This window comes from Aquincola tertiaricarbonis, assembly GCF_023573145.1.
GTDB classification, from domain to species: domain Bacteria; phylum Pseudomonadota; class Gammaproteobacteria; order Burkholderiales; family Burkholderiaceae_C; genus Aquincola; species Aquincola tertiaricarbonis_B.
Window position 1 is genome coordinate 3,016,572 of sequence record NZ_CP097635.1, and the last position, 21,669, is coordinate 3,038,240.

Genomic DNA, 21,669 nt, shown 5'->3' on the forward strand with positions numbered 1-21,669 from the left:
TGTCTGCCCCCAAGCTCGCTGCGCTCGCCACCCCCCGGGGGGGCTCTCAGCCCTTTGGGGCGGCCCGGCGGGGCTGAGGGGCCCTGCCTGCATCGGCGGGTGACAAGCAGGTAGACTGCGAGGTTTTTTCCCGACCCGAATGTCTGCTGGCGCGATGGCGCGCGCCCCCCGGCGCGCGGAGATCACCGGGGCTGCTCTGGTGCGGCTGCTGGCGCGGCTGACCGAGGCCGACGTGCCCGAGTCACGCCTGCAGTTTGCCCAGCGCCTGGCCCACTGGCTGGGCTGGGCCGATGCCATTTCCCTCTACGGCGCCCTGGGCCCCGTGGGCAGCGCGCCTGCGCCTGAGAGCACCGGCAGCCGGCCCGCGCCGGCCGCAGCGCCCGCCGCCGACCCCCACGCCGACGCCGACCAGGTGCGCCAGCAGCTGGCCCGCCAGCTGACCGAGCCAGCCCTGGAAGCGCGTGAAGCCCAGGACGCCGAAGGTTTTGCGCCCTGGCGCCGCCACTGCAACCAGCGCCAGAACGCCATGGAACGCGCCATCGCGCCGCTGCGCGAGCGCCTGCGCCAGCAGCTGGCCGCCTGCTCCCCCGCGATGGCGCGGCTGGCCGAGGTGGACGCGGTGATGGAACAGGTGCTGGCGCCGCAGGAGCAGCGGCTGCTGGCCACCGTGCCCGGCTGGCTGGGCAAGCACTTCGAGCGCCTGCGCCGCAGCAGCCAGCCCGGCTTCGAGCAGGACCTGCAAGCGGTGCTGCTGGCCGAACTCGAGATCCGATTCCAACCGGTGGAGGGGCTGCTCGAAGCCCTGGCCACCGCGCAGCGACAAGCAAGCACATGAACCGACACCTCCAACACGCCGTGTTCGCGGCCGGCCTGGGCGCCATCGCCTGGGTGGCCGTGGGCTATGCCGGCCGCAGCCCGCTGGCGCTGGTGATGATGGCGCTGATCGCCGCCACCTACCTGGCCGGCGCGCTGGAACTGCGCCGCCACCGCGCCGCCACCGACGCGCTGCAGGCCGCGCTGGCCGACCTGGCACAACCCCAGCAGGAGCTGGCCCCCTGGCTGCAGCGCCTGCCCGCCGCCCTGCGGCAGCCGGTGCGGCTGCGCATCGAGGGTGAGCGCAGCGCCCTGCCCGGCCCCGCGCTGACGCCCTACCTGACCGGCCTGCTGGTGCTGCTGGGCATGCTGGGCACCTTCCTGGGCATGGTGGTCACGCTCAACGGCACCGGCCTGGCGCTGGACAGCGCCACCGACCTGGCCTCGATCCGCGCTTCGCTGTCGGCGCCGGTCAAGGGCCTGGGCCTGGCCTTCGGCACCTCGGTGGCCGGCATCGCCGCTTCGGCCATGCTGGGGCTGCTGTCGGCCCTGCTGCGGCGCCAGCGCCAGCAGGTGGTGCAGCAGCTGGACGGCCACATCGCCGGCCCGTTGCGCGTGTTCTCGCAGGCGCACCGCCGCGACGAACAGCTGCGCCTGCTGCAGCAGCAGGCCGAGACGCTGCCGGTGCTGGTGGACCGGCTGCAGGCCCTGATGGGCGGCATTGAGCGCCAGGGGGAGCTGCTGGGCAGCCGGCTGGCCGATGAGCAGGCCCGCTTCCATGAGCAGGCCGGCCAGGCCTACACCCAGCTGGCCGCCTCGGTCGGCCGCTCGCTGGAGCACAGCCTGGCGGCCAGCGCCCGCGCCGCCGGCGCCACGCTGCAGCCGGTGGTGGAAGCCACCATGGCCGGCATCGCCCGCGAGACGCAGGCCTTGCAGGCCACGCTGGCCGGCGGCCTGGACCGACAGCTGCAGGCCCTGACCGATCGCGTGGAAACCGCCCACACCCGCGTGGCCGACCACTGGCAGCAAGCGCTCGCCGACCACCAGGCGCAGCAGGCCGGCCAGGCGCAGCACTGGCAGGCGCGGCTGGACGCGCTGGCCGAGCGGCTGGAACAACGCTCCAGCGCGATGGTGGACGCCGTGGCCCAGCGGCTGGACCACACCGCCGACGCCGTGGCCACCCGCTGGCAGGCCCTGGCCGCCGAGCAGCACCGGCTGCAGCAGGCCACGGTGGCCGAGCAGCAGCGCGCCCAGCAAGCCAGCGCCGCCGAACAGCTGCGCTTGCACCAGGCCAGCGCAGCCGAGCTGCAGGCCCTGCAGCGCAGCACCGCCGAGACGCTGCAGCGCCAGCAGCAGCAGGCCACCACCGCGCTGCAGCAGGCGATGGACGCCGCCGCCAGCGGCTTTGCCCAGCAGGCCGCGGCGCTGCTGCAATCGGTGGAGCGGGTGCATGCCGGCCTGCAGAGCAGCCTGGCCGAGGCCGATGCCCAGCGCCTGGCGGCCTGGACGGGCCGGTTGAACGGCATGGCCCACTCGCTGCAGCAGGCCTTCGAGCAGACCGGCCAGCGCACGCTGGCCGAGATCGGCACGGTGCTGCAGGCAGCCGCCGATGCGCCGCGCGCCGCGGCCGAGGTGATCAACGAACTGCGCGACAAGCTCAGCGACAGCATGGCCCGCGACCAGGCGATGCTGGCTGAACGCGAGCGCATGCTGCAGACCCTGGGCACGCTGCTGGACACGGTGCAGCACGCCAGCCAGGGCCAGCGCCAGGCCATCGACACGCTGGTGGCCTCGTCCGCCGAGCTGCTGGACGGCCTGGGCCAGCGCCTGGCCGCCAGCACCGAGGCGCACGAAGGCCGCATGGCCGAGGTGGCCGCGCAGCTCACCGGCAGCGCGGTGGAAGTGGCCAGCCTGGGCGAAGCCTTCGGCACCGCGGTGCAGCAGTTCAGCCAGACCAGCGAGCAGCTGGCCGCGCAGCTGCAGCGCATCGAAACCGCGCTGAGCCAGTCGCTGACGCGCAGCGACGAGCAGCTGGCCTATTACGTGGCGCAGGCGCGTGAGGTCATCGACCTCAGCATCAGCTCGCAGCAGCAGATCGTCGAAGACCTGCAGCAGCTGGGCCGCCAGCGCGCGCTGGCCGGCAGCGACGCATGAGCCTGGCCTGGGACACCCCCGAAGACGGCGTTGAGGAGGCGGGCACGCCGGTGTGGGCCGCCTTCGGCGACCTGATGGCCGGGCTGCTGGGCGCCTTCGTGCTGATCCTGGTCTACGTGGTGGGCCAGCAGCTGGACCTGAGCCACCGGCTGCAGGCCGAGGTGGCACAGCGCCAGGCCGAGACTCAGCGCCGGCAGTCGCTGGAACAGGTGCTGGCCGGGCCGCTGGCGGCCGGCCGCGTCTCGCTGGTGGATGGCCGCATCGGCATCAGCGGCAGCCTGCTGTTCGAGTTCAACTCGGCCGACCTGCAGCCCGAGGGCCGGCGCCTGCTGCGCAGCCTGGCCAGGCCCCTGGCCGCCTACCTGCGTGAGCGCGACGAGATGCTGATGGTCAGCGGCTTCACCGACGACCGCGGGGTGCGCGAGCGCAGCAAGCATTTCGAGGACAACTGGGAGCTGTCGGCCCAGCGCGCCCTCACCGTGACCCGCGCGCTGATCGAAGAAGGCCTGCCGGCCCCGTACGTGTTCGCGGCGGCCTTCGGCGCGCAGCAGGCTGTGGCCAGCAACGCCGATGCCGAGGGCCGGGCCAAGAACCGCCGGGTGGAGATGTCGCCGATGCAGCGGCCGGCCCGGGGCCCCGCACGCGCAGCCTCCGCCCCCACCCTCGCCCCCGCTGCCGCGGCCAGCACCGCTGCCCCGGCGCCCGCCCCCCGCCGTGACTGAGCTCTTGCAGCCGCCCCCGCTGGCCGACTGGCTGGCCGAGCGCCGCGCCCAGGGCGCGCAGCAGCGCGACCCGATGCGCTTCCGCTTCATCGAGGCCATGGCCCGGCGCGCGGCCGGGCATCGCGGCTTGGCGGCCGAGCGCCTGGCGCAGCGGCTGCAGCAGCTGGCTGCGGCCTACGATGGTGCCGCCGCGGCGGCACCGCAGCCCGCTTCGGCGGCCCCGGCCGCAGCGCGCCCACCCGGCCCGCTGGCCGCCCTGGTGGCGGAACTGGCGCAGCAATCGCCGCCCGAGACCGAGCTGAAGACGCTGCGCGACTTCCGCAGCACCTGGTCGCGGCTGAGCGCCGAGCGCCGGCTCACCCAGTCGCTGGCGGTGGTGCCCGACAACGCGGGGCCGCTAAACTCGCAGCAGCTGGTGCACCGCGCCCTGCGGCTGATGCGTGAGCTGTCGCCCGGCTACCTCGACCGCTTCGTGCAGCACGTGGACGCGCTGCTGTGGCTGGACCAGCTCAATGCCGCCGGTGCCGCGCCCCGCAAGACCAGTGCCGCCGACCGCCGCCGCAGCAGCAGCCCTTAGCGCGCCGCCCAGATATGATGGACATCAGCCCTACTGATGTCTTGATGGTCGACCTACCGCGCCCTGGCCCCACGCTGCGCTTCATCCGTTGGACGGCGCGCTTCAGAACCCGGCCCCGCCTGGCCTACCCCGTGGCGGTGATCGCCTTCCTGCTGGCCCTGGGGGCCCGCTTCCTAGCCGATCCGCTGCTGGGCAACGGCTTCCCGTTCCTCACGTTCTTCCCAGCCATCCTGCTCAGCGCCTTCGTGTGCGGCCGCGGGCCGGGCACGCTCTGTGCGCTGCTGTCCATCGGGGCGGCGTGGTACTGGTTCATCCTGCCGCGGGAGAGCTTCGCGCTCGATGGCACTGCGGCCCTGGCCATCGCCTTCTTCGTGCTGATCAGCGTGGTCGACATCGTGGTGATCGACCTGCTGTCGCAGGTGACGAGCCAGCTCGAGAAGAGCCAGGAGCGTTCGCAGGCGCTGTTGGCACAACGCACCACGCTGTTCCAGGAGCTGCAGCACCGGGTGGCCAACAACCTGACGCTGGTGGGCAGCGTGCTGGCGGTGCAGGCCCGCCAGCTGCGCCACAACCCCGAGGCCACCGCTGCGCTGAACGAGGCGCGGCGCCGCTTCGACCTGTTCTCGCGCATCCACCGCCGGCTGCACGACCCGGCCGCGGCCGACCAGCCGCTGGCCGAGCGCCTGCGCGAGATGTGCGACGACATTCTGAAGGCGGCCGAGGCCGGGCAGGTGCGCTGCGAGGTGCATGCGGCCGACCTGGTGTTCGACATCGACCGCACGACGGTGCTGTCGATGATCGTGCTGGAGGTCATCAGCAATGCGCTCAAGCATGCCTTCGAGCCGGGCGAAGCTGGCCACATCGTGGTGAACCTGCAGCCGCTGGACGCCCGGCAGCTGGAGCTGGCCATCACCGACGACGGCCGCGGCATGCCCGAGGGCTACGACAGCAGCCGCAGCGAGCGGCTGGGCATGAAGATCCTGTCGGGCTTCGCCTCGTCGCTGCGCGGCACGGTGGAACTGCGGCCGGGGCCGCGCGGCACTGGCACGTGCGTGCGCGTCGTATTCCCCGCCTGATGGAGCCCCCAAGGCCCGGGCTTCGCCCGGACCGCCCCCCCGAGGGGGAGCCACGAAGCTTGGGGCGGCCCGGCGCTTCGTGATGGAGCCCCCAAGGCCCGGGCTTCGCCCGGACCGCCCCCCCGAGGGGGAGCCACGAAGCTTGGGGCGGCCCGGCGCTTCGTGACCCTGCCTAGCCGTTTTCGTCCGCAGCCAGATTCGCCCGCACCCGCTGCAGCAGCGCCAGCAGCTGCTGGCGCTCGGCCTCGCTCAGGCCTTCCAGGCTTTGCCGGGCCACGGTGCTCAGCGCACGCTGGTTGTCGCGCTGCAGCTGGCGGCCGGCCTCGCTCAGGTGCAGCCGGATCTTGCGGCGGTCGGTGTCGTCCACCTGCGCTTCCAGCAGCCCGCGCTCCTTCAGGCCGGTGACCAGCCGCGCGATCTGCGCCTTGTCGCGGCCCGAATGGGTGGCCAGGTCGCCGGCCATCGCCCCCGGGTGGCGGGCGAAGAAGCCCAGCACCTTGTCCTCCAGGTGGGTGATCGCTGGCGCACTGTCACGCAGCAGCCGGTACTGGCGGCCGCGGTACAGGTGCATCAGCGCATGGATCGCGTCGAAGACCTCATCAGCGGCGGCATGGTTGACATTATCAACTTTAGGTCTCATGATGGATGACATTGTCACCTATCTGTTCCACCATGACCACCGCTTCCATGCCCACCTCCACCCGCCGCGTGCAACGCGTGCGCCATGAACTGCGCCGCCGCGATCTCCAGGTGCTGCGCACCGAGCCGCTGGGCCCCGGCTTCGTCGCCATCACCTTCGGCGGCGAATCGCTGGCCGACTTCGTGTCGCTGGGCTTTGACGACCACGTCAAGTTCATGCTGCCCGGTGAGACGCCCGAGGCCGAGCCCGTGCGGCGCGACTACACGCCGCGCCGCTTCGACGCGGCGCGCCGCGAGCTGACCATCGAATTCGCGCTGCACGGCCACGGCGCCGCCAGCGACTGGGCGCGCCAGGCCCGCCCGGGCGACAGCGCCACCATTGGCGGGCCGCGCGGCTCGATGGTGGTGCCCACCGACTATGACTGGCACCTGCTGGTGGGCGACGCCACCGCCCTGCCCGCGGTGCACCGCCGCCTGGAAGAGCTGCCGGCCGGTACCCGCGCGGTCGTCCGCCTGCTGGTGGCCGAAGCCGACCGCCGCGCGCTGACCAGCGAGGCCACGCTGGACCTGCAATGGCTGGACACGCCCGACCAGCTCCTGCAAGCCCTGCAGGCCCAAGCCCTGCCCAGCGGCGAAGGCTTCGCCTGGGCAGCCGGAGAAGCCGCCACCATGGCCCGCGTGCGCGACCTGCTGCTGGTCGAGCGCGGCCATCCGAAAGAGTCCGCCCGCATCTCGGCCTACTGGCGGGCGGGCACGTCGAGCTTTCACGAGGATCTGTGAGCCGGTCCGCTGGACCGTTCAGTCACTCCGGCTGTATGCCGGCTGCCTTGATCACCGCCCCCCAGCGCTGGATGTCCTTGGCCAGCAGCTCGCGGGCCTGGGTGGGGGTGCTGGATTGCAGTCGCATGCCCAGGGCCTCCAGGCGGGTGCGCACGCCGCCATCGGCGACCGCGCTGGCGATGGCGCGCTGCAGCGCGTCGATCACCGGCTGCGGCGTGCCGGCCGGCGCGGCGATGGCGTTCCAGCTGCTCACGTCGTAGCCCTTCAGGCCCGCCTGCTGCACCGTGGGCACGTCGGGCAGCGCCGCGTTGCGCTGGCTGGCGGTGGTGGCCAGCGCGCGGATCTCGCCGGCCTTGAGCTGGGCCATCATCGGCCCGACGATCTCCAGCGCCACGTCGATCTCGCCGCTGCGCAGCGCCATCAGCACCGCCGGCGAGCCTTTGTAGGGCACGGTCAGCAGCTGCACGCCGGCCACGGTTTCGAACAGCTTGGCCGCCAGGTGCTGGGTGCTGCCCACCGCGATGGTGCCGGTCTTCAGCGCTCCGGGCTGGGCCTGCGCATGCCGCAGCAGGTCGGGCAGCGTCTTGAACGGCGAGTTGGCGGGCACCACGATGCCGAGGTCGAAGAAGCCCAGCGTGGAGATGGGCTGCAGGTCCTTCAGCGTGTCGTAGGGCAGCTTCTTGAAAAGGCCCACGCTCACGGCGTTGCCGTTGCTCATCAGCAGCAGCGTGTGGCCGTCGGGCTTGGCGCTGGCCACGGCCTGGCTGGCGACGATGCTGCCCGCGCTGGGCCGGTTGTCCACCACCACGGTCTGCTTGAGGGTCTGGCCCATGGCCTCGGCCACCGCGCGGGCGGTGACGTCGGCGATGCCGCCCGGCGCAAAAGGCACGATCAGCGTGATCGGCCGGCTGGGAAACGCCGGCTGCGCCTGAACGGCAGCCGGCAGCCAGCCCGCGGTGGCGGCCAGCAGCGCGGTGCCCAGGGCGGCGCGACGGCGCCGCTTGAAGAATGTCGTCATCTCAACTCCTGATGCGTGAAGGTTCTCAGAACCGGTGACGCAGGCCCAGCACCAGGCCGTTCTGGCTGCCCAGGGTGCCCATGAAGGCCGGCTTGGCATAGCCGCCCTCCACCTCGTTGCGGTCGACCACGGCATAGACGTCGCTGCGCTTGGAGAAGGCATACGACGCCGTGACGTAGGCCACCTTGCGCTTGCCGGCCAGCCGCGCACTGCCGGCCTGCTTGTCATGCAGGTAGGCGGCGCTGATGGTGACGGTGGGCAGCACCCGGGTGCTGGCGCCCAGCGTCCACACCCGGTTGGTCTGCGGGCTCACCTCGTCGTCGCGGCGCATGGCACCGGCCAACAACGTGAAGGCTTCGGTGAGCTTCCAGTTGCCGCCGGCGCCCACGATGCGGCGCTGCTCGGTGTCGGCCAGGTTGTTCAGCCGCTGCACGTACGCCCCCAGGCTCACCGGGCCGGCGGTGTAGGCGGCCGACACGGCCCAGGCATCGCTGCCGTTGTTGCCGGCCACCTCACCCAGCGTGCGTGCGGCGGCCAGTTCCACGCCGGCCAGCTTGGCCTCCAGCTTCACCATGTTGTCCTGCCGCGCCACGTGGTGGCTGCTGAAGATGGAGTGCGCGGTGCTGTTGGGGTTGCCCTCGGGCTGGAAGCGCGCCGTCATCTGGTGGGCCAGGGTGTACTGGCGCCCCAGGCTCAGGCCCCAGCCATCGGTGCTGCGCAGGCCGATGTAGATCTCGCGGCCCCAGAAGCGGGTGGCAGCGGCCACCTGGCCGTAGTCGGCCGTGGGGCTGGCCTGGGCCGAGGCGCCGGTGCTGGGGTCGAAGCCCGACTCCATGGCCAGCAACGCCGAGAGGCCGCCGCCCAGGTCTTCCCGTGTGCGAAAGCCCAGCCGGCTGCCGGTGAAGATGCCGTCGTCCATGCTGACACGCGAGGCGCCGTCGGCGCCCACGTTGCTGGCGCGGCGCACCGCGGCATCGAAGAGGCCGTAGATCGTCACGCTGCTGGTGGCCTGGGCTGCCGCCAGCAAGGGCAGGCCGGCCAGCGCGCAGGCAGCGACGCAACGGGCCGGCAGGCGGCGCTGGCGTTGGGTGAAAGAAGGGGTGCGGTTCATCGGTCTTGTCTCCTCTGGGTTGAATCTGGGCATGCGGCGGCCCGGCCAGGGCCTTCGAGGGCCTGGCTGCGGGTGGCGTCAGGGATGAGCCGCGGGCGCGCCCACGGCGTGCAAACGGCTAGTCCGGCTTGACCTTGCCGGCGCGCACCACCTCGGCCCAGCGGGGCAGTTCGCGCACGATCAGCTCGCCGAAAGCCTTGGGTGTGCCGGGCGTGGGAATGGCGCCTTCGGCGGCCAGCTGCTGCGCCACCTCGGGCGTCTGCAGCGCCTTGTTGACCTCGGCATTCAGCCGCGCCAGCACCGGGGCGGGTGTGCCTGCCGGCGCGACGAAGCCGTACCACTGGTCGGCGTCGAAGCCGGGGTAGCCGCTTTCGGCCACCGTGGGCACGTCGGGCAGGCTGGCCAGGCGTTGCGGGCTGGATACCGCCAGCGCCCGCAGCTTGCCCTGGCGCACATGCGGCAGCACCACCGGCGCGCCGGTGAAGGTGGCGTCCACCTGGCCGCCCAGCAGGTCGGTGATGGAAGGCGCGGTGCCGCGGTACGGGATGTGCAGCACGAAGAAGTTGCCGCGCAGCTTCAGGTACTCGAAGGCGATGTGGGCCGCGCTGCCGTTGCCGCCCGACGAGTAAGTCATGCGGCCCGGCTGGGCCTTGGCCTGGGCGATGAACTGCGCCAGCGTCTTGATCGGCGAGGCGGCATTGACCACCAAGATGTTGGGCACCCGCGCCACCATGCCCACGGGGTCGAAGCTCTTGACCGGGTCGTAGGCCAGCTTGGGGTACAGCGCCGGGTTGACCGCCAGCGTGCCGATGTGGCCCATCAGCAGCGTGTTGCCATCGGGCTCCGCCCGCGCCGCCTCGGCCGCGCCCAGCGAGCCGCCGGCGCCGGCCTTGTTGTCCACCAGCACCGTCTGCCCCAGCGCCGGGCCCAGCCGTGCGCCCACGGCGCGCGCCAGGATGTCGGTGGAGCCGCCCGGCGGAAAGGGCACGATGAGCCGCAAGGTGCGGCCGGACTGGGCCTGCACCGTCAGGCCCGGCAGCACGAGGCTGGCGGCAGCGCCGATGAGCAGGGAGCGGCGGCGCAACGGGAACGGGGTGGGTGGCATGGGTGTCTCCGGTTTCTTGTTGTGGTGGGCCGTGGGCGGCCGTCAATCGGGCTGGATACGGGCCTCGCGGATCAGCTTCTGGTAGCGCTGCTGCTCGCTGGCCAGCAGGCTGGCGAACATCGCGGTGCTGCCGGGCGTCACTTCACCGCCGGCGGCCGACAGGCGCTCACGCACCTCGGCCGTGGCCAGCGCCTTTTCCACGGCCTGGTGCAGCCGCGCCACCACCGGCGCCGGCAGCCCGGCCGGGCCCACCAGGCCGTACCAGACCGAGGCCTCGAAGCCCGGAAAGCCCGATTCGGCGATGGTCGGCGCCTCGGGGAAGATGGGCGAGCGCCTGGCGCTCAGCGCCGCCAGCACCTTGAGCTTGCCGCCCTTGACGTGCGGCTGCACTTCCAGCGCGTTCACCGCCACCAGCTGGATGTGGCCGGCGATCACGTCATTCATCGCCTGCGAGCCGCCCTTGTACGGCACATGCACCGGCTGGATGCCGGCCGCACGTGCGAACAGTTCGATGGCCAGGTGCGGCGTGGAGCCGTTGCCCGGCGTGCCGTAGTTGAGCGAACCGGGCTGCAGTTTCAGCCGCGCGATCAGCTCGCGCAGCGAGCCGATGCCGGCCTGTGCATTGGCGGCCAGCACCACCGGCACCCTGCCCACCTGGGCGATGGGCGTGATGTCGCGCGCCAGGTTGTAGGGCGCGGGCTGGTACAGCGAGACATTGGCCGCCAGCGCATTGGCGGCCAGCATCAGCGTGTAGCCGTCGGGCGGGCTCTCCAGCAGCGCCTTGATGGCGATGTTGGTGCCGGCGCCGGGCTTGTTCTCGATGATCACCGACTGGCCCAGGCCCGGGGCCATGGCCTGGCCGAGCGCGCGAGCGATGATGTCCACCGCACCGCCCGGGCTGTAGCCCACCAGCACCCGCAGCAGGCGGTTGGGATACGCGGCCTGCGCATGGGCGCTGCCCAGGGCGGCGGGCGCGCAGAGCAGCCCGGCCAGCCGGGCCAGGGCCTGGCGGCGTTGCATCGGGGTCATGGCGTCTCCTTCGGGAACTGCAGGAACAAAGGGATCGGCAGCGGTCAGCGCTCTTCGGGCCAGTACAGGCGCATCGGGTTGTCCACCAGCAGCTGCTGGCGCTGCGCCGGCGTGGGCGCGATCTGCCCGATGTGGTCGACCAGCAGGCCGTCGTCGGGCATGTGGTCCTTCAGGTTGGGGTGCGGCCAGTCGGTGCCCCACAGCACACGGTCAGGGAAGCGTTCCATCAAGTGGCGGGCGAAGGGCACCACGTCGCGGTAGGGCCGCGGCTCGCCGTTCAACGCGGGCGGGCCGGCCACGCTCAGCCGCTCGGGGCAGCTGAGCTTGCTCCACACGTTGGGGTGCTCGTCCATCAGCCGCACGAAGCGGCTGAACTCGGGCCCGTCGACCGGCTGGCGCACGTCGGGCCGGCCCATGTGGTCCACCACCACCGGCGTGGGCAACGTGGTGAAGAAGTCCCACAGCTCGGCCAGGTCGGCCGCCTCGAAGTACACCACCACATGCCAGCCCAGCGGCTGGATGCGTGCGGCGATCTCCATCAGCTCGTCGCGCGGCGTGAAGTCGACCAGCCGCCGCACGAAGTTGAAGCGCACGCCGCGCACGCCCAGCGCATGCATGCGCTGCAGCTCGTCGTCGGTCACGCTGCGCCGCACCGTCACCACGCCACGCGCCCTGCCCTGCGAATGGGCCAGCGCATCCAGCAGCGCGCCGTTGTCGGCGCCGTGGCAGGTGGCCTGCACGATCACGTTGCGGGCAAAGCCCAGGTGGTCGCGCAAGGCAAACAGCTGCTCGCGGCTGGCATCACAGGGCGTGTACTTGCGCTCGGGCGCATACGGGAAGCGGTCGCCCGGCCCGAAGACATGGCAATGCGCATCGACCGCGCCCGCCGGCAGCTGCAGCCGCGGCCGGCTGGGACCGGCGTACCAGTCCAGCCAGCCCGGGGTCTTGGTGAAGGCGCTCATCGCTGGCGCTCCTGGGCCACCGCGGCCAGCAGCCGGTCGGCCTCGGTGCGCCAGTCGGCGCTGCGGGCAAAGCCGGCTTCGCCGCGTTGGCCGAACACACCGGCATCGGCCAGGTCGGCCACCCAGGCCTGGCGCTCGGCGGTGCCGCTGGCGCTCCAGGGTTGCAGGCCGGCCTCGCGCACGGTCTGGGCCACCTCGCGCACTTCCTCGGCGCGGCGGCGGCCATGCTCGATCACACGCTGGAAGAAGTAGGCCGCCTGCTTCTCCCAGTCGATGCCCGGGAAGGTCTCGTACAGAGAAGCGATCACCGCGTCTTCCACGCCGTAATGGCGGGCGGTGCTCAGGCTTTCGATGACCATGGCCTCCAGGCCTTTGATCATCACGCTGCGGCACATCTTGGTGGCCGAGGCCACGCCCAGCCGCTCGTCGGCGAGCTTGGCGGCAAAGCCCAGCGCATTCAGCGGCGCCACCACCGCGGCCGCATGCGGCCCGCCCAGCAGCAGCGGCACGCGGATGCGGTACGGCGGCACGCTGGTCATCACCGCGCCTTCCACGTAGCGGCCACCGGCGGCGTCCACCACGCCGGCCGCGCGCTGCTTGGCGCCCGGCGAGGCGGAGTTCATGTCGATGAACACCGCGCCCGCCTGCAGGTGCGGCGCTGCGGCTTCGGCCACCGCCACCGCCTGGCTGGCGGTGACGGCACTGATCACCAGATCGGCACCGGCCACGGCGCCGGCGGCCTGGGCGTGCAGCTGCACGCCATGTTCTTGCGCATGGGCTTGCGGCGCGGCTGCCTGCGCGGGCTGCTGCAGCTTCAAGTCATGGGCGGCCACGGCCAGGCCCTGCGTGCGCAGGTCCTCGGCCAGGATGCGGCCGACCTCGCCATAGCCGATGAGCGCGATGCGGCCGAAGGCCTGGGGTACTTCGCTCATCATGTTCAATCGATGTAGCGCAGGCCGGCCTGGGCCAGCGGCTCGCGCATCTTGTACATGTCCAGGCCCAGCACGCCGCTGGCCAGCTTCTCGCGCTTGGCGCCTTCGTTGGCCTCGCGGGCCTGGGCGGCCTTCAAGGTGTCGGCGGCGCGCTCGCGCGGCACGCACACCACGCCGTCGTCATCGGCCACGATCACGTCGCCCGGCGTCACCCACATGCCGGCGCACACCACCGGGATGTTGACCGAGCCCAGCGTGGCCTTGATGCAGCCCTTGGCGCTGATGGCCTTGCTCCACACCGGGAACTGCATCTCGGTCAGCGTGCGCACGTCGCGCACCCCGGCATCGATGACCAGCGCGCGGGCGCCACGGGCCTGGAAGCTGGTGGCCAGCAGGTCGCCGAAATAGCCGTCGGTGCATTCGGCCGTGATGGCCGCCACCACGATGTCGCCAGGCTGGATCTGCTCGGCCGCAACATGCAGCATCCAGTTGTCGCCCGGATGCAGCAGCACGGTGACGGCCGTGCCCGACACCTGGGCGCCGGCATAGATGGGCCGCATGTAGGGCTTGAGCAGGCCCACGCGGCCCATGGCCTCGTGCACCGTGGCGCTGCCCAGTGCGGCCAGCGCGTCGGTGGTGGCCCGGTCGGTGCGGGTGATGTGGCGATAGACGACGCCGAGTTCGTACATGGCAGGAGCTTGTTCCGTGGTCAGGGGTTGGCTCAGCGGCCCTTGGCCTTGAGCTGCTGGTCGAGGCGGCCGAACACGCGGCGGGCGTTGCCTTCGTACACCTTGTGCTTGTCTTCGGCGCTCAGGATCGTGCTTGCCTCGATGTAGCGCTTGGTGTCGTCGTAGTAGTGGCCTGTCTCGGGGTCGATGCCGCGCACCGCGCCGATCATCTCGCTGGCAAACAGGATGTTGTCCACCGGGATCACCTTCGTCAGCAGGTCGATGCCTGGCTGGTGGTACACGCAGGTGTCGAAGAAGATGTTGTTCAGCAGGTGGTCTTTCAGCAACGGCTTCTTCAGCTCCTGCGCCAGCCCGCGGAAGCGGCCCCAGTGGTAGGGCACGGCGCCGCCGCCATGGGGGATCAGGAACTTCAGCGTCGGAAAGTCCTTGAACAGGTCGGACGTCAGGCACTGCATGAAGGCCGTGGTGTCGGCATTCAGGTAGTGGGCGCCGGTGGTGTGGAAGCACGCGTTGCAGCTGGTGCTCACATGGATCATCGCGGGGATGTCGTACTCGACCATCTTTTCGTAGATCGGGTACCAGTGGCGGTCGCTCAGCGGCGGGCTGGTCCAGTGGCCGCCCGACGGATCCGGGTTCAGGTTGATGCCGACGTTGCCGTACTGCTCCACGCACTTGACCAGCTCGGGGATGCAGGTGGCCGGATCCACACCGGGGCTTTGCGGCAGCATGGCCGCGGGCACGAAATGGTCGGGGAACAGCTGGCTCACGCGGTAGCACAGCTCGTTGCAGATGGCGGCCCAGGCGGCCGAGGTCTCGAAGCCGCCGATGTGGTGCGCCATGAAGCTGGCGCGCGGGCTGAAGATGGTCAGGTCGCTGCCGCGCTCCTTCATCTTCTTGAGCTGGTTGGTTTCGATGGACTCGCGCAGTTCGTCGTCGCTGATCTTCAGGTCGGCAGGCTTGGGCGCCTTGGCCGGGTCGGTCAGGCCGGCGATCTGCAGGTCGCGCCAGGCGCCCAGCGCGGCCGGCGCCGTGGTGTAGTGGCCATGCACGTCGATGATCATGAAAGAGGCGTCCTTGTCGCTGCTACGGTGCTCAGCGTCGGATTCTCGAAGTGCGGCGGCGCCCCACCTAGCGGTGCCGGCCGCTAGCTGCTATGCCGGTTCGGCATGGCTCGGCCGTTGCTGGGCACAATGGCGCGGTGGACATCAAGCAGGTCGAATACTTCATCCAGGTGGCGCAGACGGGCAGCTTCAGCCGCGCGGCCGAGCTGCTGGGCATGACCCAGCCCGCCCTCAGCCGCCAGGTGCGCGCGCTGGAGGTGGAGCTGCGCGAAACCCTGCTGCTGCGCAACGGCCGCGGCGTGGTGCTCACCGAGCCGGGCCGCCGCCTGCTGGAGCGCGGGCGGCAGATCCTGCAGCTGGTGCAGGCCACCCAGCATGAACTGGGCAGCATGCGCGGCGAGCCGCAGGGCCAGATCGTGGTGGGCCTGCCGCCCAGCCTGGCGCGGCACATCACGGTGGCGCTGATCGAGCGCTTCCAGGCCGAGATGCCCAAGGCCCGGGTGGCCATCGTCGAGGGCTTCTCGTCGCACATCACCGAATGGCTGGGCACCGGCCGCGTGGACCTGGGCCTGGTCTACAACCCCGAGCCGCAGGCCAACCTGGAACAGGAGCCTGTGCTCCGCGAAGAGCTGTGCCTGATCGGCCCGCCCGGGGCGCCCCGGCGGGCCGAGATGCCGCTGGCCGAGGTGGGCCGGCTGCCGCTGGTGCTGCCGCAGCGCGGCCACAGCTTCCGCCGGCTGATGGAGCATGAGGCGCTGCTGGCCAGCGTGAAGCTGCAGGTGGCCTGGGAGGTATCGAGCGTGCCCACCATCCTGGACATGGTGCGCCGCGGCCATGGCTTCGCGGCGCTGACGGCCAGCGCGGTGAACGAAGGCGAAGGCCCGGGCGCCCTCACCCGCACGCTGATCGTGGAGCCGCGCATCCGCAGCACCTTGTGCATCGCCTGGAGTGCGGCCACACGGCGTGATGCGTTGCAGCTGCGCACCGCAGCGCTGCTGCAAGACCTGGCCCGCGGATTCGCAGCCTGATGTGGATGTCGGCCCCCAAGCTCGCTGCGCTCGCTACCCCCCGTGGGGGCTCTCCGCGCCTTGGGGCGGCCCGGCGGCGGGATGTAGGCCCCCAAGCTCGCTGCGCTCGCTACCCCCCGTGGGGGCTCTCCGCGCCTTGGGGCGGCCCGGCGGCGCGGAGCCTGGGATCAGGCCACTGTCAACGAACCTTCATGCGCGCTCCCTACCCTGGAGGTCCACGCCGACCCCACGAGGAGAGCTCCGCATGACCGAAGACCGTCATTCGACCCAACGCCGACGCCTGCTGCACGGCGGCATGGCCCTGGCTGGTGCCGCCCTGCTGCCGCGGCATCAGGTCGCGTCCGCCGCCATCGTCACCGCCGAAGGCGACCGGCCGTTGATGGCCCAGGGCATCCAGTTCGGCGACATGACGCTGGGCAACACCATGCTGTGGAGCCGGGCCGACCGGCCGGCGCGGTTGGTCGCTGAGTACGCCTTCGACGAAGCCTTCACCCGCCCGGTGCGCCGCGTGGGCCCGCATGCGCTGGAAACCACCGACTTCACCGCCCGCATGGACCTGACCGGCCTGCCGGCCGACCGCACGGTGTACGTGCGGGCCTGGTTCGAGAGCCTGGCCAACAGCCGCGCCACCAGCGAACCGGTGCAGGGCCGCTTCCGCACCCCGGCGCTGCAGCGCAGCGTGCGCTTCGTCTGGGGTGGCGACACCGCCGGCCAGGGCTGGGGCATCAACCCCAGCTTCGGTGGCATGCGCATCTATGAGCAGATGCGCCGGGTGCAGCCCGACTTCTTCTTGCACAGCGGTGACACCATCTACGCCGACGGCCCCATCCAGGAAACCGTGACCGCCGAGAACGGCCAGACCTGGAGCAACCTGGTGACGCCCCAGGTGGCCAAGGTGGCCGAGACGCTGGACGAATACCGGGGCCGCTACCGCTACAACCTGCTGGACGAGAACATGCGCCGCTTCAATGCCGAGGTGCCGCAGATCTGGCAGTGGGACGACCACGAGGTGACCAACAACTGGAGCGCCAGCAAGAATCTGGCGGCCGACAGCCGCTACACCGTCAAGGACGTGCCGTTGCTGATCGCGCGCGGCAGCCGCGCCTTCATGGAGTACGCGCCGATGCGCCCCTACGGCGCCGCCGAGCTGGAACGGGTGTACCGCCACATCCCGTACGGCCCGCTGCTGGACGTGTTCGTGGTGGACATGCGCAGCTACCGCGGCCCCAACGGCACCAACCTCGAAGCCACCGATGGCGACGCCAGCCGCTTCCTGGGCGCCGAACAGCTGGCCTGGCTGAAGGACGGCCTGCGCCGCTCGCGCGCCACCTGGAAGGTGATCGCCGCCGACATGCCCATCGGCCTGAACGTGGGCGACGGCCGCGACGCCAACGGCCATGCCCGCTGGGAAGCCATTGCCAACGGCAACGACGGCCAGGCCCGCGGCCGCGAGCTGGAGATCGCCGGCGTGCTGCGCGCCATCAAACAGATGGCGGTGCGCAACGTGGTGTGGCTCACGGCCGACGTGCACTACTGCGCCGCCCACCAGTACGACCCTTCGCGCGCGGCCTTCACCGACTTCGACCCCTTCTGGGAATTCGTCGCCGGCCCGCTGAATGCCGGCACCTTCGGCCCCAACACGCTGGACGGCACCTTCGGCCCGCGGGTGGACTTTCAGAAGGCGCCGCCGGCCGGCCAGGCCAACCTGTCGCCCTATGCCCGCATGCAGTTTTTCGGCGAGGTGAACATCGACGCGGCCAGCCGCACCTTCACCGTGGCCTTCAAGGACCTGGACGGCCAGCAGATCTACAGCCGCACGCTGGTGCCGGCATGAAGGGGCGCACGGTGCATGGCATGAGCATTCCGCGCCGCTGGCGCGCTGCGCTGGCCCTGAGCCTGGCCGCCCTGGCCACCCAGGCCCAGGCGCTGCAACTGGTGGGCGTGCAGGCCGCCGGCAACGACGCCAGCGTGACGCTGAACGGCAGCAGCCTGGCGCTGGACCTGACGCTGCGCAACAGCGCACCGGTGCGGGTGGAGCTGGCGCTGGAAGCGGCCGACGTGGGCCAGTGGCTGGCCTTCAACGCGGTCGTCGGCGCCGCAGCCGGCGCCGCGCTGCCCGGCTTGCAGCTGAGCCTGCAAGGCGCCAGCTTCGGCCTGGTGGGCAGTGTCACGCCGGCCTTCGGCCAGCTGGCCTCGATCAGCGGCGACGACCTGCGGCAGACGCTGCAGTTCAACCCCGCTGAGACCTACGCGGTGGACCTGGGCGCGCCCTTCGGCCAAGCCGGCACGCAGGACTGGCTGCTGGCGCCCACCGGGCTGCAGGCCGGCGACCGGCTGGCCTTGACGATCAGCGCGGTGCCGGAGCCGACCACGACCGCGATGCTGGGCCTGGGGCTGGCGGCGTTACTGGTGGCCGCACGGCGGCGGGGCTGACCGCGGCCTCAGGCCGCCAGCTTGAATCGCGTGAGCAGGCCGCTGAGCCGCGCCGCCTGTTCACGCAGCGATTCGGCCGCGGCGGCGGCCTGCTCGACCATCGCGGCATTCTGCTGGGTCATGCCGTCCACCTGGGTGACGGCGGCGTTGATCTCGCGCAGGCCATCGCCCTGCGCCTGCGCCCGGCCGCGGATCTCGCCTACCACCTCCGCCACCTGGCGGATGCCGCCCTGCAGCGATTGCATCGCGGTGCCGGCCGCTTGGACCAGCCGCGTGCCCTGCCCCACATGCTCGGTGGAGTCACCGATCAGCTGCTTGATCTCACGCGAGGCATCGGCCGACTGCCGCGCCAGCCGCCGCACCTCGCCGGCTACCACCGCAAAGCCCCGGCCCTCTTCGCCGGCACGGGCAGCTTCCACCGCTGCGTTCAAGGCCAGCAGGTTGGTCTGGAACGCCAGACCGTCGATCACGCCGGTGATGTGTGCGATGCGGCCGGCGCTGTCGGTGATGCGGTCCATGCTGCGCACCGCCTGCGCCACCACCTCGCAGCCTTCGTCGGCCGAAGCCCGGGCCGATTGCGCCAGGGCCGCGGCCGAGCCGGCCGCCTGCTCGGCCGCCGAGACGGCCGCGGTCAGCTCGCCCATGCTGGCCGCCGTTTCCTGCAGGCTGCTGGCGGTGTGCTCGGTGCGGCTGCTCAGGTCCTGCGTTCCCTGCGCGATCTCGCTGCTGGCCGCGTCGATGGCCACCACGCTGGCACGCACCTCGGCCACCAAGTGGCGCAGATGGTCCTGCATGCGGGCCAGCGCCGCCATCAACTGCGCCACCTCGTCGCGGCCCTGCGCCTGCACCGGCGTGGCCAGGTCCCCCGCGGCCACCCGTCCCGCCACGCCGATGGCCCGGTCCAGCGGCCGGGTGACCGACAGCACGGTGAACGCCATCAGCGGCAGATAGACGGCCAGCGTCAGCACCGCCGCGCCGACGATCAGGGCGCGCCAGCGGTGCACCGCGCCGGTGGCGGCCGCGCTTTGCTGCTGGGCGTGGTCTTCCAGCGTGCGGGCAATGGCCTCCAGCATCGGCTCGGCCGCATGCATCTGCTTCTTGGCCGGGCCCAGTTGGTCATTGGCGTCGTTGGCGGTGACGATCTGCCCGTTGATAGAGCGCTGGATCACGTCACCCGCCTGAGCGCGGTAGGCCTTGAGCAGCGGCAGCAGACTGTCCAACTGCCCGGCCGGCAGTCGGTGGCGCAAGGCTTCGAGCTGGGTCATCGCGGCGTCGAAGGAACGGGCCCACTGGGCCTGGTACTTCTTCGCCGCCGAGGTGTCGTCGATCTTGAGGATGGTGTCCTTCTCGAAGCGACGCAGATTGCCGAACTCGGCCCGGAAAGCGGTCAAGGCCGTGTGCGTGGCCACACTCTCGCTGGCAAAGGCATTGAACTGGGCATCCAGCCGGTGCAGCGCCAGCACGGCTGCACCGCTGACCAGCACCAACGACAACGAGGCCAGCACTGCGGCCCCCATCAACCTGGCCTTGATCGACCATTCGCGCAGAATCTTCATGACGACGACATCCCCATCCACCGATGGGCCGATATCGACCTCCGAAAGCGTGACTGAAACGCCCCTCTTGCCGCCTTTGCGGGCCTGGAAAGTCAGCTGTCGTCAGGCCTGACGCGGCTGTAATCCCAGGCGCTTGGCTACCTCGGCGATGGCCGGGCTGGCCAGCGCGGTCAGGGCCTGCAGCGCCGCTTCGGGCCGGGCGCTGGCGCTGGCCACCGCGCCGCTGAAGGTGGTGGTGATCTGCACGCCAGCGGGCATCTCGCCCAGCACATGCACGCCGGGTTGATTGATCAGCTCGCTCAGCTGCTGGAAGCCCAGGCTGACTTCGCCGCTGGCCACCAGCGAGGCCACCGGGACGCCGGCGCGGGCCTGCACCAGGCGTGCGCGCAGCGGCTCCATCACACCCCAGCGCTCGAACAGCGCCATCAGCGCCACGCCGCTGGGGCCGGTGGAGTAGCCGATGCGCGGCGCCTGCAGCACCGCCTCGCGCAGCGCGGCTTCGCTGCCGACATCGGGCACCGGCGCGCCCTCGCGCGCGGCGATGGCCATCGGCGAATCGACCAGCGGCCGCAGCGTGCCGGGCTGCAGGTGGCCGGCGGCCATCAGCTTGTCCATCGCATCGGCTGCCAGCACCACCAGGTCGAAGGCCTCGCCCTCGGCCACGCGGCGCGCAGCGTCCACGCCGCCCACCGATTCGAACTGCAGCGTGCTGCCGACCGGCGCGCAACGCGGGGCCAGTTCGGCCAGCAGCTGCCGGGTGGCCATGGACGAGATGCCGACGAGGGAAAGGGCTGCGCTCATGAAGCAAGGTCTCCGGACTGCTGGGATGGGGCGCGAGTGTGCAGCAGGTTCAGAAGCTGTGCCGCATGCCCACCGCGAACCCGTTCTGTGAGCCCCCGGCCGCCGGCGCGTTGCCGGCTGCGGCATTGCTCACCCCCAGGGCCAGCGTGCCTTCGTTGTTGATGTGGCCGGCGGTGGCGTACACGGCCGTGCGCTTGGACAGGCTGTAGGTGCCGCGCAGCGCATACAGCATGGCTTCGTTGGCGCTGTGGCGGTAGTCCAGCTTGAACACCTCGCCGTCCACGGTGAAGGCCGGCGTGACGGCGTAGGCCGCGCCCGCATACCAAAGGCGGCTGCGCGGCGTGGTGGCGCTGGCCTCGTTGTCGCGGGCGATCACGCCGGCGCCCAGCTTCAGCGCATCGAACTTCGCCCAGCCGGCCACGGTGCTGCGGCGGTCCTTCAGGCTGCTGCGGGTCAGCCCGGCGAAGGCGCCGCTGCCGCCGCGGATCTCGTCGACGGCCGCCGACACGCCCCAGGCCGCGGCGTCGTACTTGGCCAGCACGCTCCATTGGCGGCAGGCCTGGCTGTCGTCGGCATTTTCGCCGGCACAGTTGGTGCCCGAGGGGCTGGGGCCGGCGTTCACCGCATCGCGGCCCAGGCTGTAGGTGGCACCCACGGTCAGGCCGCTGGACGTGCCGCGCCAGGCGATGGCGTTGTCCACCCGTGCATTGGGCAGGTAGCTGTCCAGCGAGCCGGAACCGTAGGCGGCCGGTCCCAGGATGTCGGCATCCAGCTGCGACCAGAACAGCATCGAGTACTGGCGGCCCAGCGTCAGGCTGCCCCAATCGCCCGACAGACCGACGAACACCTGGCGGCCCCAGCTGCGGCCGCCCTGGTTCAAGGTGCCGCTGTCCACGCCGATGCCCTGCTCCAGCGTGAAGATGGCCTTGAGACCGCCGCCCAAGTCCTCACTGCCGCGCAGGCCCAGGCGCGAAGGCACGCCGCCCGTCAGCCCCGGCATGCGGGTCACGCTGCTGCCGGCGGCGCCGACGTGGGTGAGATGCTCCACCGCCACGTCGATCACGCCGTAGATCGTCACGGACTGTGCGTGGGCGCCACCGGTGGCGGCAGCAACGGCGGCGGCCACCAGGCCGAACATGTGCAATTTCTTTGTCATCGAGGTCTCCTCCAGGTTGTCTAGGCA

At 71.5% G+C, this 21,669-nt stretch carries 21 protein-coding genes; 9 read left to right on the plus strand and 12 right to left on the minus strand.

Annotated elements, in window-relative coordinates; genetic code table 11:
• Positions 1-154: 154 nt before the first annotated feature.
• The 5 genes from MW290_RS13825 to MW290_RS13845 are packed head-to-tail and all read left to right on the plus strand — an operon-like array spanning position 155 to position 5,342.
• Positions 155-835, plus strand: a complete 681-nt coding sequence (locus tag MW290_RS13825; RefSeq protein ID WP_250195229.1) for a DUF3348 family protein — start codon at positions 155-157, stop codon at positions 833-835.
• Complete coding sequence (locus tag MW290_RS13830; protein WP_250195230.1) at positions 832-2,967, plus strand: DUF802 domain-containing protein; 2,136 nt, start codon at positions 832-834, stop codon at positions 2,965-2,967. The genes MW290_RS13825 and MW290_RS13830 overlap by 4 nt, the downstream gene beginning before the upstream one ends.
• Positions 2,964-3,689: an OmpA family protein gene (locus tag MW290_RS13835; RefSeq protein ID WP_250195231.1), complete on the plus strand. Its 726-nt coding sequence runs from the start codon at positions 2,964-2,966 to the stop codon at positions 3,687-3,689. The genes MW290_RS13830 and MW290_RS13835 overlap by 4 nt, the downstream gene beginning before the upstream one ends.
• Complete coding sequence (locus tag MW290_RS13840) at positions 3,682-4,266, plus strand: DUF2894 domain-containing protein (RefSeq protein ID WP_250195232.1); 585 nt, start codon at positions 3,682-3,684, stop codon at positions 4,264-4,266. Before MW290_RS13835 ends, MW290_RS13840 begins: the two co-directional genes overlap by 8 nt.
• Before the next feature lie 44 nt (positions 4,267-4,310).
• A complete protein-coding gene (locus MW290_RS13845) occupies positions 4,311-5,342 on the plus strand; it encodes a sensor histidine kinase (RefSeq protein WP_250195233.1) in 1,032 nt (343 codons plus the stop codon).
• A gap of 172 nt (positions 5,343-5,514) precedes the next feature.
• Here MW290_RS13845 and MW290_RS13850 read toward each other — a convergent pair whose 3' ends face one another.
• The gene (locus tag MW290_RS13850) at positions 5,515-5,982 is read right to left on the minus strand and encodes a MarR family winged helix-turn-helix transcriptional regulator (protein WP_250195234.1); all 468 of its coding nucleotides are present in this window, start codon (positions 5,980-5,982) and stop codon (positions 5,515-5,517) included.
• 32 nt (positions 5,983-6,014) lie between these two features.
• On the opposite strand from MW290_RS13850, the gene MW290_RS13855 reads away from it, so the two are divergent.
• Entirely contained in the window at positions 6,015-6,761 is a 747-nt protein-coding gene (locus MW290_RS13855) for a siderophore-interacting protein (protein WP_250195235.1), read from the plus strand.
• 22 nt (positions 6,762-6,783) lie between these two features.
• Here MW290_RS13855 and MW290_RS13860 read toward each other — a convergent pair whose 3' ends face one another.
• From MW290_RS13860 to MW290_RS13895, 8 genes are all read right to left on the minus strand, one after another.
• Complete coding sequence (locus MW290_RS13860; RefSeq protein ID WP_250195236.1) at positions 6,784-7,779, minus strand: Bug family tripartite tricarboxylate transporter substrate binding protein; 996 nt, start codon at positions 7,777-7,779, stop codon at positions 6,784-6,786.
• Positions 7,780-7,804: 25 nt separating this feature from the next.
• Positions 7,805-8,890 carry a porin gene (locus tag MW290_RS13865; RefSeq protein ID WP_250195237.1) on the minus strand — a complete coding sequence of 362 codons (1,086 nt, stop codon included), beginning with the start codon at positions 8,888-8,890 and terminating at the stop codon, positions 7,805-7,807.
• A 118-nt stretch (positions 8,891-9,008) separates the two neighbouring features.
• A complete protein-coding gene (locus MW290_RS13870; protein WP_250195238.1) occupies positions 9,009-9,995 on the minus strand; it encodes a Bug family tripartite tricarboxylate transporter substrate binding protein in 987 nt (328 codons plus the stop codon).
• Between the two features lie 42 nt (positions 9,996-10,037).
• Positions 10,038-11,024: a Bug family tripartite tricarboxylate transporter substrate binding protein gene (locus MW290_RS13875; RefSeq protein WP_250195239.1), complete on the minus strand. Its 987-nt coding sequence runs from the start codon at positions 11,022-11,024 to the stop codon at positions 10,038-10,040.
• A 44-nt stretch (positions 11,025-11,068) separates the two neighbouring features.
• Entirely contained in the window at positions 11,069-11,986 is a 918-nt protein-coding gene (locus MW290_RS13880; RefSeq protein WP_250195240.1) for an amidohydrolase family protein, read from the minus strand.
• A complete protein-coding gene (locus tag MW290_RS13885) occupies positions 11,983-12,918 on the minus strand; it encodes an NAD(P)-dependent oxidoreductase (RefSeq protein ID WP_250195241.1) in 936 nt (311 codons plus the stop codon). The genes MW290_RS13880 and MW290_RS13885 overlap by 4 nt, the downstream gene beginning before the upstream one ends.
• A 5-nt stretch (positions 12,919-12,923) precedes the next feature.
• A complete protein-coding gene (gene ligK / locus MW290_RS13890) occupies positions 12,924-13,607 on the minus strand; it encodes a 4-carboxy-4-hydroxy-2-oxoadipate aldolase/oxaloacetate decarboxylase (RefSeq protein ID WP_250195242.1) in 684 nt (227 codons plus the stop codon).
• Between the two features lie 32 nt (positions 13,608-13,639).
• Positions 13,640-14,668 (minus strand): amidohydrolase family protein, encoded by a 1,029-nt coding sequence (locus MW290_RS13895; RefSeq protein ID WP_250195243.1) that lies wholly within the window; start codon positions 14,666-14,668, stop codon positions 13,640-13,642.
• A 137-nt stretch (positions 14,669-14,805) separates the two neighbouring features.
• On the opposite strand from MW290_RS13895, the gene MW290_RS13900 reads away from it, so the two are divergent.
• The 3 genes from MW290_RS13900 (at position 14,806) to MW290_RS13910 (ending at position 18,129) form a co-directional block, all read left to right on the plus strand.
• Positions 14,806-15,696, plus strand: a complete 891-nt coding sequence (locus MW290_RS13900) for a LysR family transcriptional regulator (RefSeq protein WP_250195244.1) — start codon at positions 14,806-14,808, stop codon at positions 15,694-15,696.
• A 244-nt stretch (positions 15,697-15,940) separates the two neighbouring features.
• A complete protein-coding gene (locus MW290_RS13905) occupies positions 15,941-17,530 on the plus strand; it encodes an alkaline phosphatase D family protein (RefSeq protein WP_250195245.1) in 1,590 nt (529 codons plus the stop codon).
• 20 nt (positions 17,531-17,550) lie between these two features.
• The gene (locus MW290_RS13910; protein WP_250195246.1) at positions 17,551-18,129 is read left to right on the plus strand and encodes a PEP-CTERM sorting domain-containing protein; all 579 of its coding nucleotides are present in this window, start codon (positions 17,551-17,553) and stop codon (positions 18,127-18,129) included.
• 8 nt (positions 18,130-18,137) lie between these two features.
• Here MW290_RS13910 and MW290_RS13915 read toward each other — a convergent pair whose 3' ends face one another.
• The 3 genes from MW290_RS13915 to MW290_RS13925 all read right to left on the minus strand — a co-directional run bounded on the left by MW290_RS13915 (position 18,138) and on the right by MW290_RS13925 (position 21,642).
• Positions 18,138-19,685, minus strand: a complete 1,548-nt coding sequence (locus tag MW290_RS13915) for a methyl-accepting chemotaxis protein (protein WP_250195247.1) — start codon at positions 19,683-19,685, stop codon at positions 18,138-18,140.
• A gap of 102 nt (positions 19,686-19,787) precedes the next feature.
• Positions 19,788-20,486 (minus strand): substrate-binding domain-containing protein, encoded by a 699-nt coding sequence (locus tag MW290_RS13920; protein ID WP_250195248.1) that lies wholly within the window; start codon positions 20,484-20,486, stop codon positions 19,788-19,790.
• A 49-nt stretch (positions 20,487-20,535) separates the two neighbouring features.
• A complete protein-coding gene (locus MW290_RS13925) occupies positions 20,536-21,642 on the minus strand; it encodes a porin (protein WP_250195249.1) in 1,107 nt (368 codons plus the stop codon).
• Between the last annotated feature and the right edge of the window lie 27 nt (positions 21,643-21,669).

Coding starts and splice junctions, on each gene's coding strand:
- MW290_RS13825 (WP_250195229.1), top strand. CDS start 155: ATGGCGCGCGCCCCCCGGCGCGCGGAGATCACCGGGGCTGCTCTGGTG.
- MW290_RS13830 (WP_250195230.1), top strand. CDS start 832: ATGAACCGACACCTCCAACACGCCGTGTTCGCGGCCGGCCTGGGCGCC.
- MW290_RS13835 (WP_250195231.1), top strand. CDS start 2,964: ATGAGCCTGGCCTGGGACACCCCCGAAGACGGCGTTGAGGAGGCGGGC.
- MW290_RS13845 (WP_250195233.1), top strand. CDS start 4,311: ATGGTCGACCTACCGCGCCCTGGCCCCACGCTGCGCTTCATCCGTTGG.
- MW290_RS13850 (WP_250195234.1), bottom strand. CDS start 5,982: ATGAGACCTAAAGTTGATAATGTCAACCATGCCGCCGCTGATGAGGTC.
- MW290_RS13855 (WP_250195235.1), top strand. CDS start 6,015: ATGACCACCGCTTCCATGCCCACCTCCACCCGCCGCGTGCAACGCGTG.
- MW290_RS13860 (WP_250195236.1), bottom strand. CDS start 7,779: ATGACGACATTCTTCAAGCGGCGCCGTCGCGCCGCCCTGGGCACCGCG.
- MW290_RS13865 (WP_250195237.1), bottom strand. CDS start 8,890: ATGAACCGCACCCCTTCTTTCACCCAACGCCAGCGCCGCCTGCCGGCC.
- MW290_RS13870 (WP_250195238.1), bottom strand. CDS start 9,995: ATGCCACCCACCCCGTTCCCGTTGCGCCGCCGCTCCCTGCTCATCGGC.
- MW290_RS13875 (WP_250195239.1), bottom strand. CDS start 11,024: ATGACCCCGATGCAACGCCGCCAGGCCCTGGCCCGGCTGGCCGGGCTG.
- MW290_RS13880 (WP_250195240.1), bottom strand. CDS start 11,986: ATGAGCGCCTTCACCAAGACCCCGGGCTGGCTGGACTGGTACGCCGGT.
- MW290_RS13885 (WP_250195241.1), bottom strand. CDS start 12,918: ATGAGCGAAGTACCCCAGGCCTTCGGCCGCATCGCGCTCATCGGCTAT.
- ligK (WP_250195242.1), bottom strand. CDS start 13,607: ATGTACGAACTCGGCGTCGTCTATCGCCACATCACCCGCACCGACCGG.
- MW290_RS13895 (WP_250195243.1), bottom strand. CDS start 14,668: ATGATCATCGACGTGCATGGCCACTACACCACGGCGCCGGCCGCGCTG.
- MW290_RS13905 (WP_250195245.1), top strand. CDS start 15,941: ATGACCGAAGACCGTCATTCGACCCAACGCCGACGCCTGCTGCACGGC.
- MW290_RS13910 (WP_250195246.1), top strand. CDS start 17,551: ATGAGCATTCCGCGCCGCTGGCGCGCTGCGCTGGCCCTGAGCCTGGCC.
- MW290_RS13915 (WP_250195247.1), bottom strand. CDS start 19,685: ATGAAGATTCTGCGCGAATGGTCGATCAAGGCCAGGTTGATGGGGGCC.
- MW290_RS13920 (WP_250195248.1), bottom strand. CDS start 20,486: ATGAGCGCAGCCCTTTCCCTCGTCGGCATCTCGTCCATGGCCACCCGG.
- MW290_RS13925 (WP_250195249.1), bottom strand. CDS start 21,642: ATGACAAAGAAATTGCACATGTTCGGCCTGGTGGCCGCCGCCGTTGCT.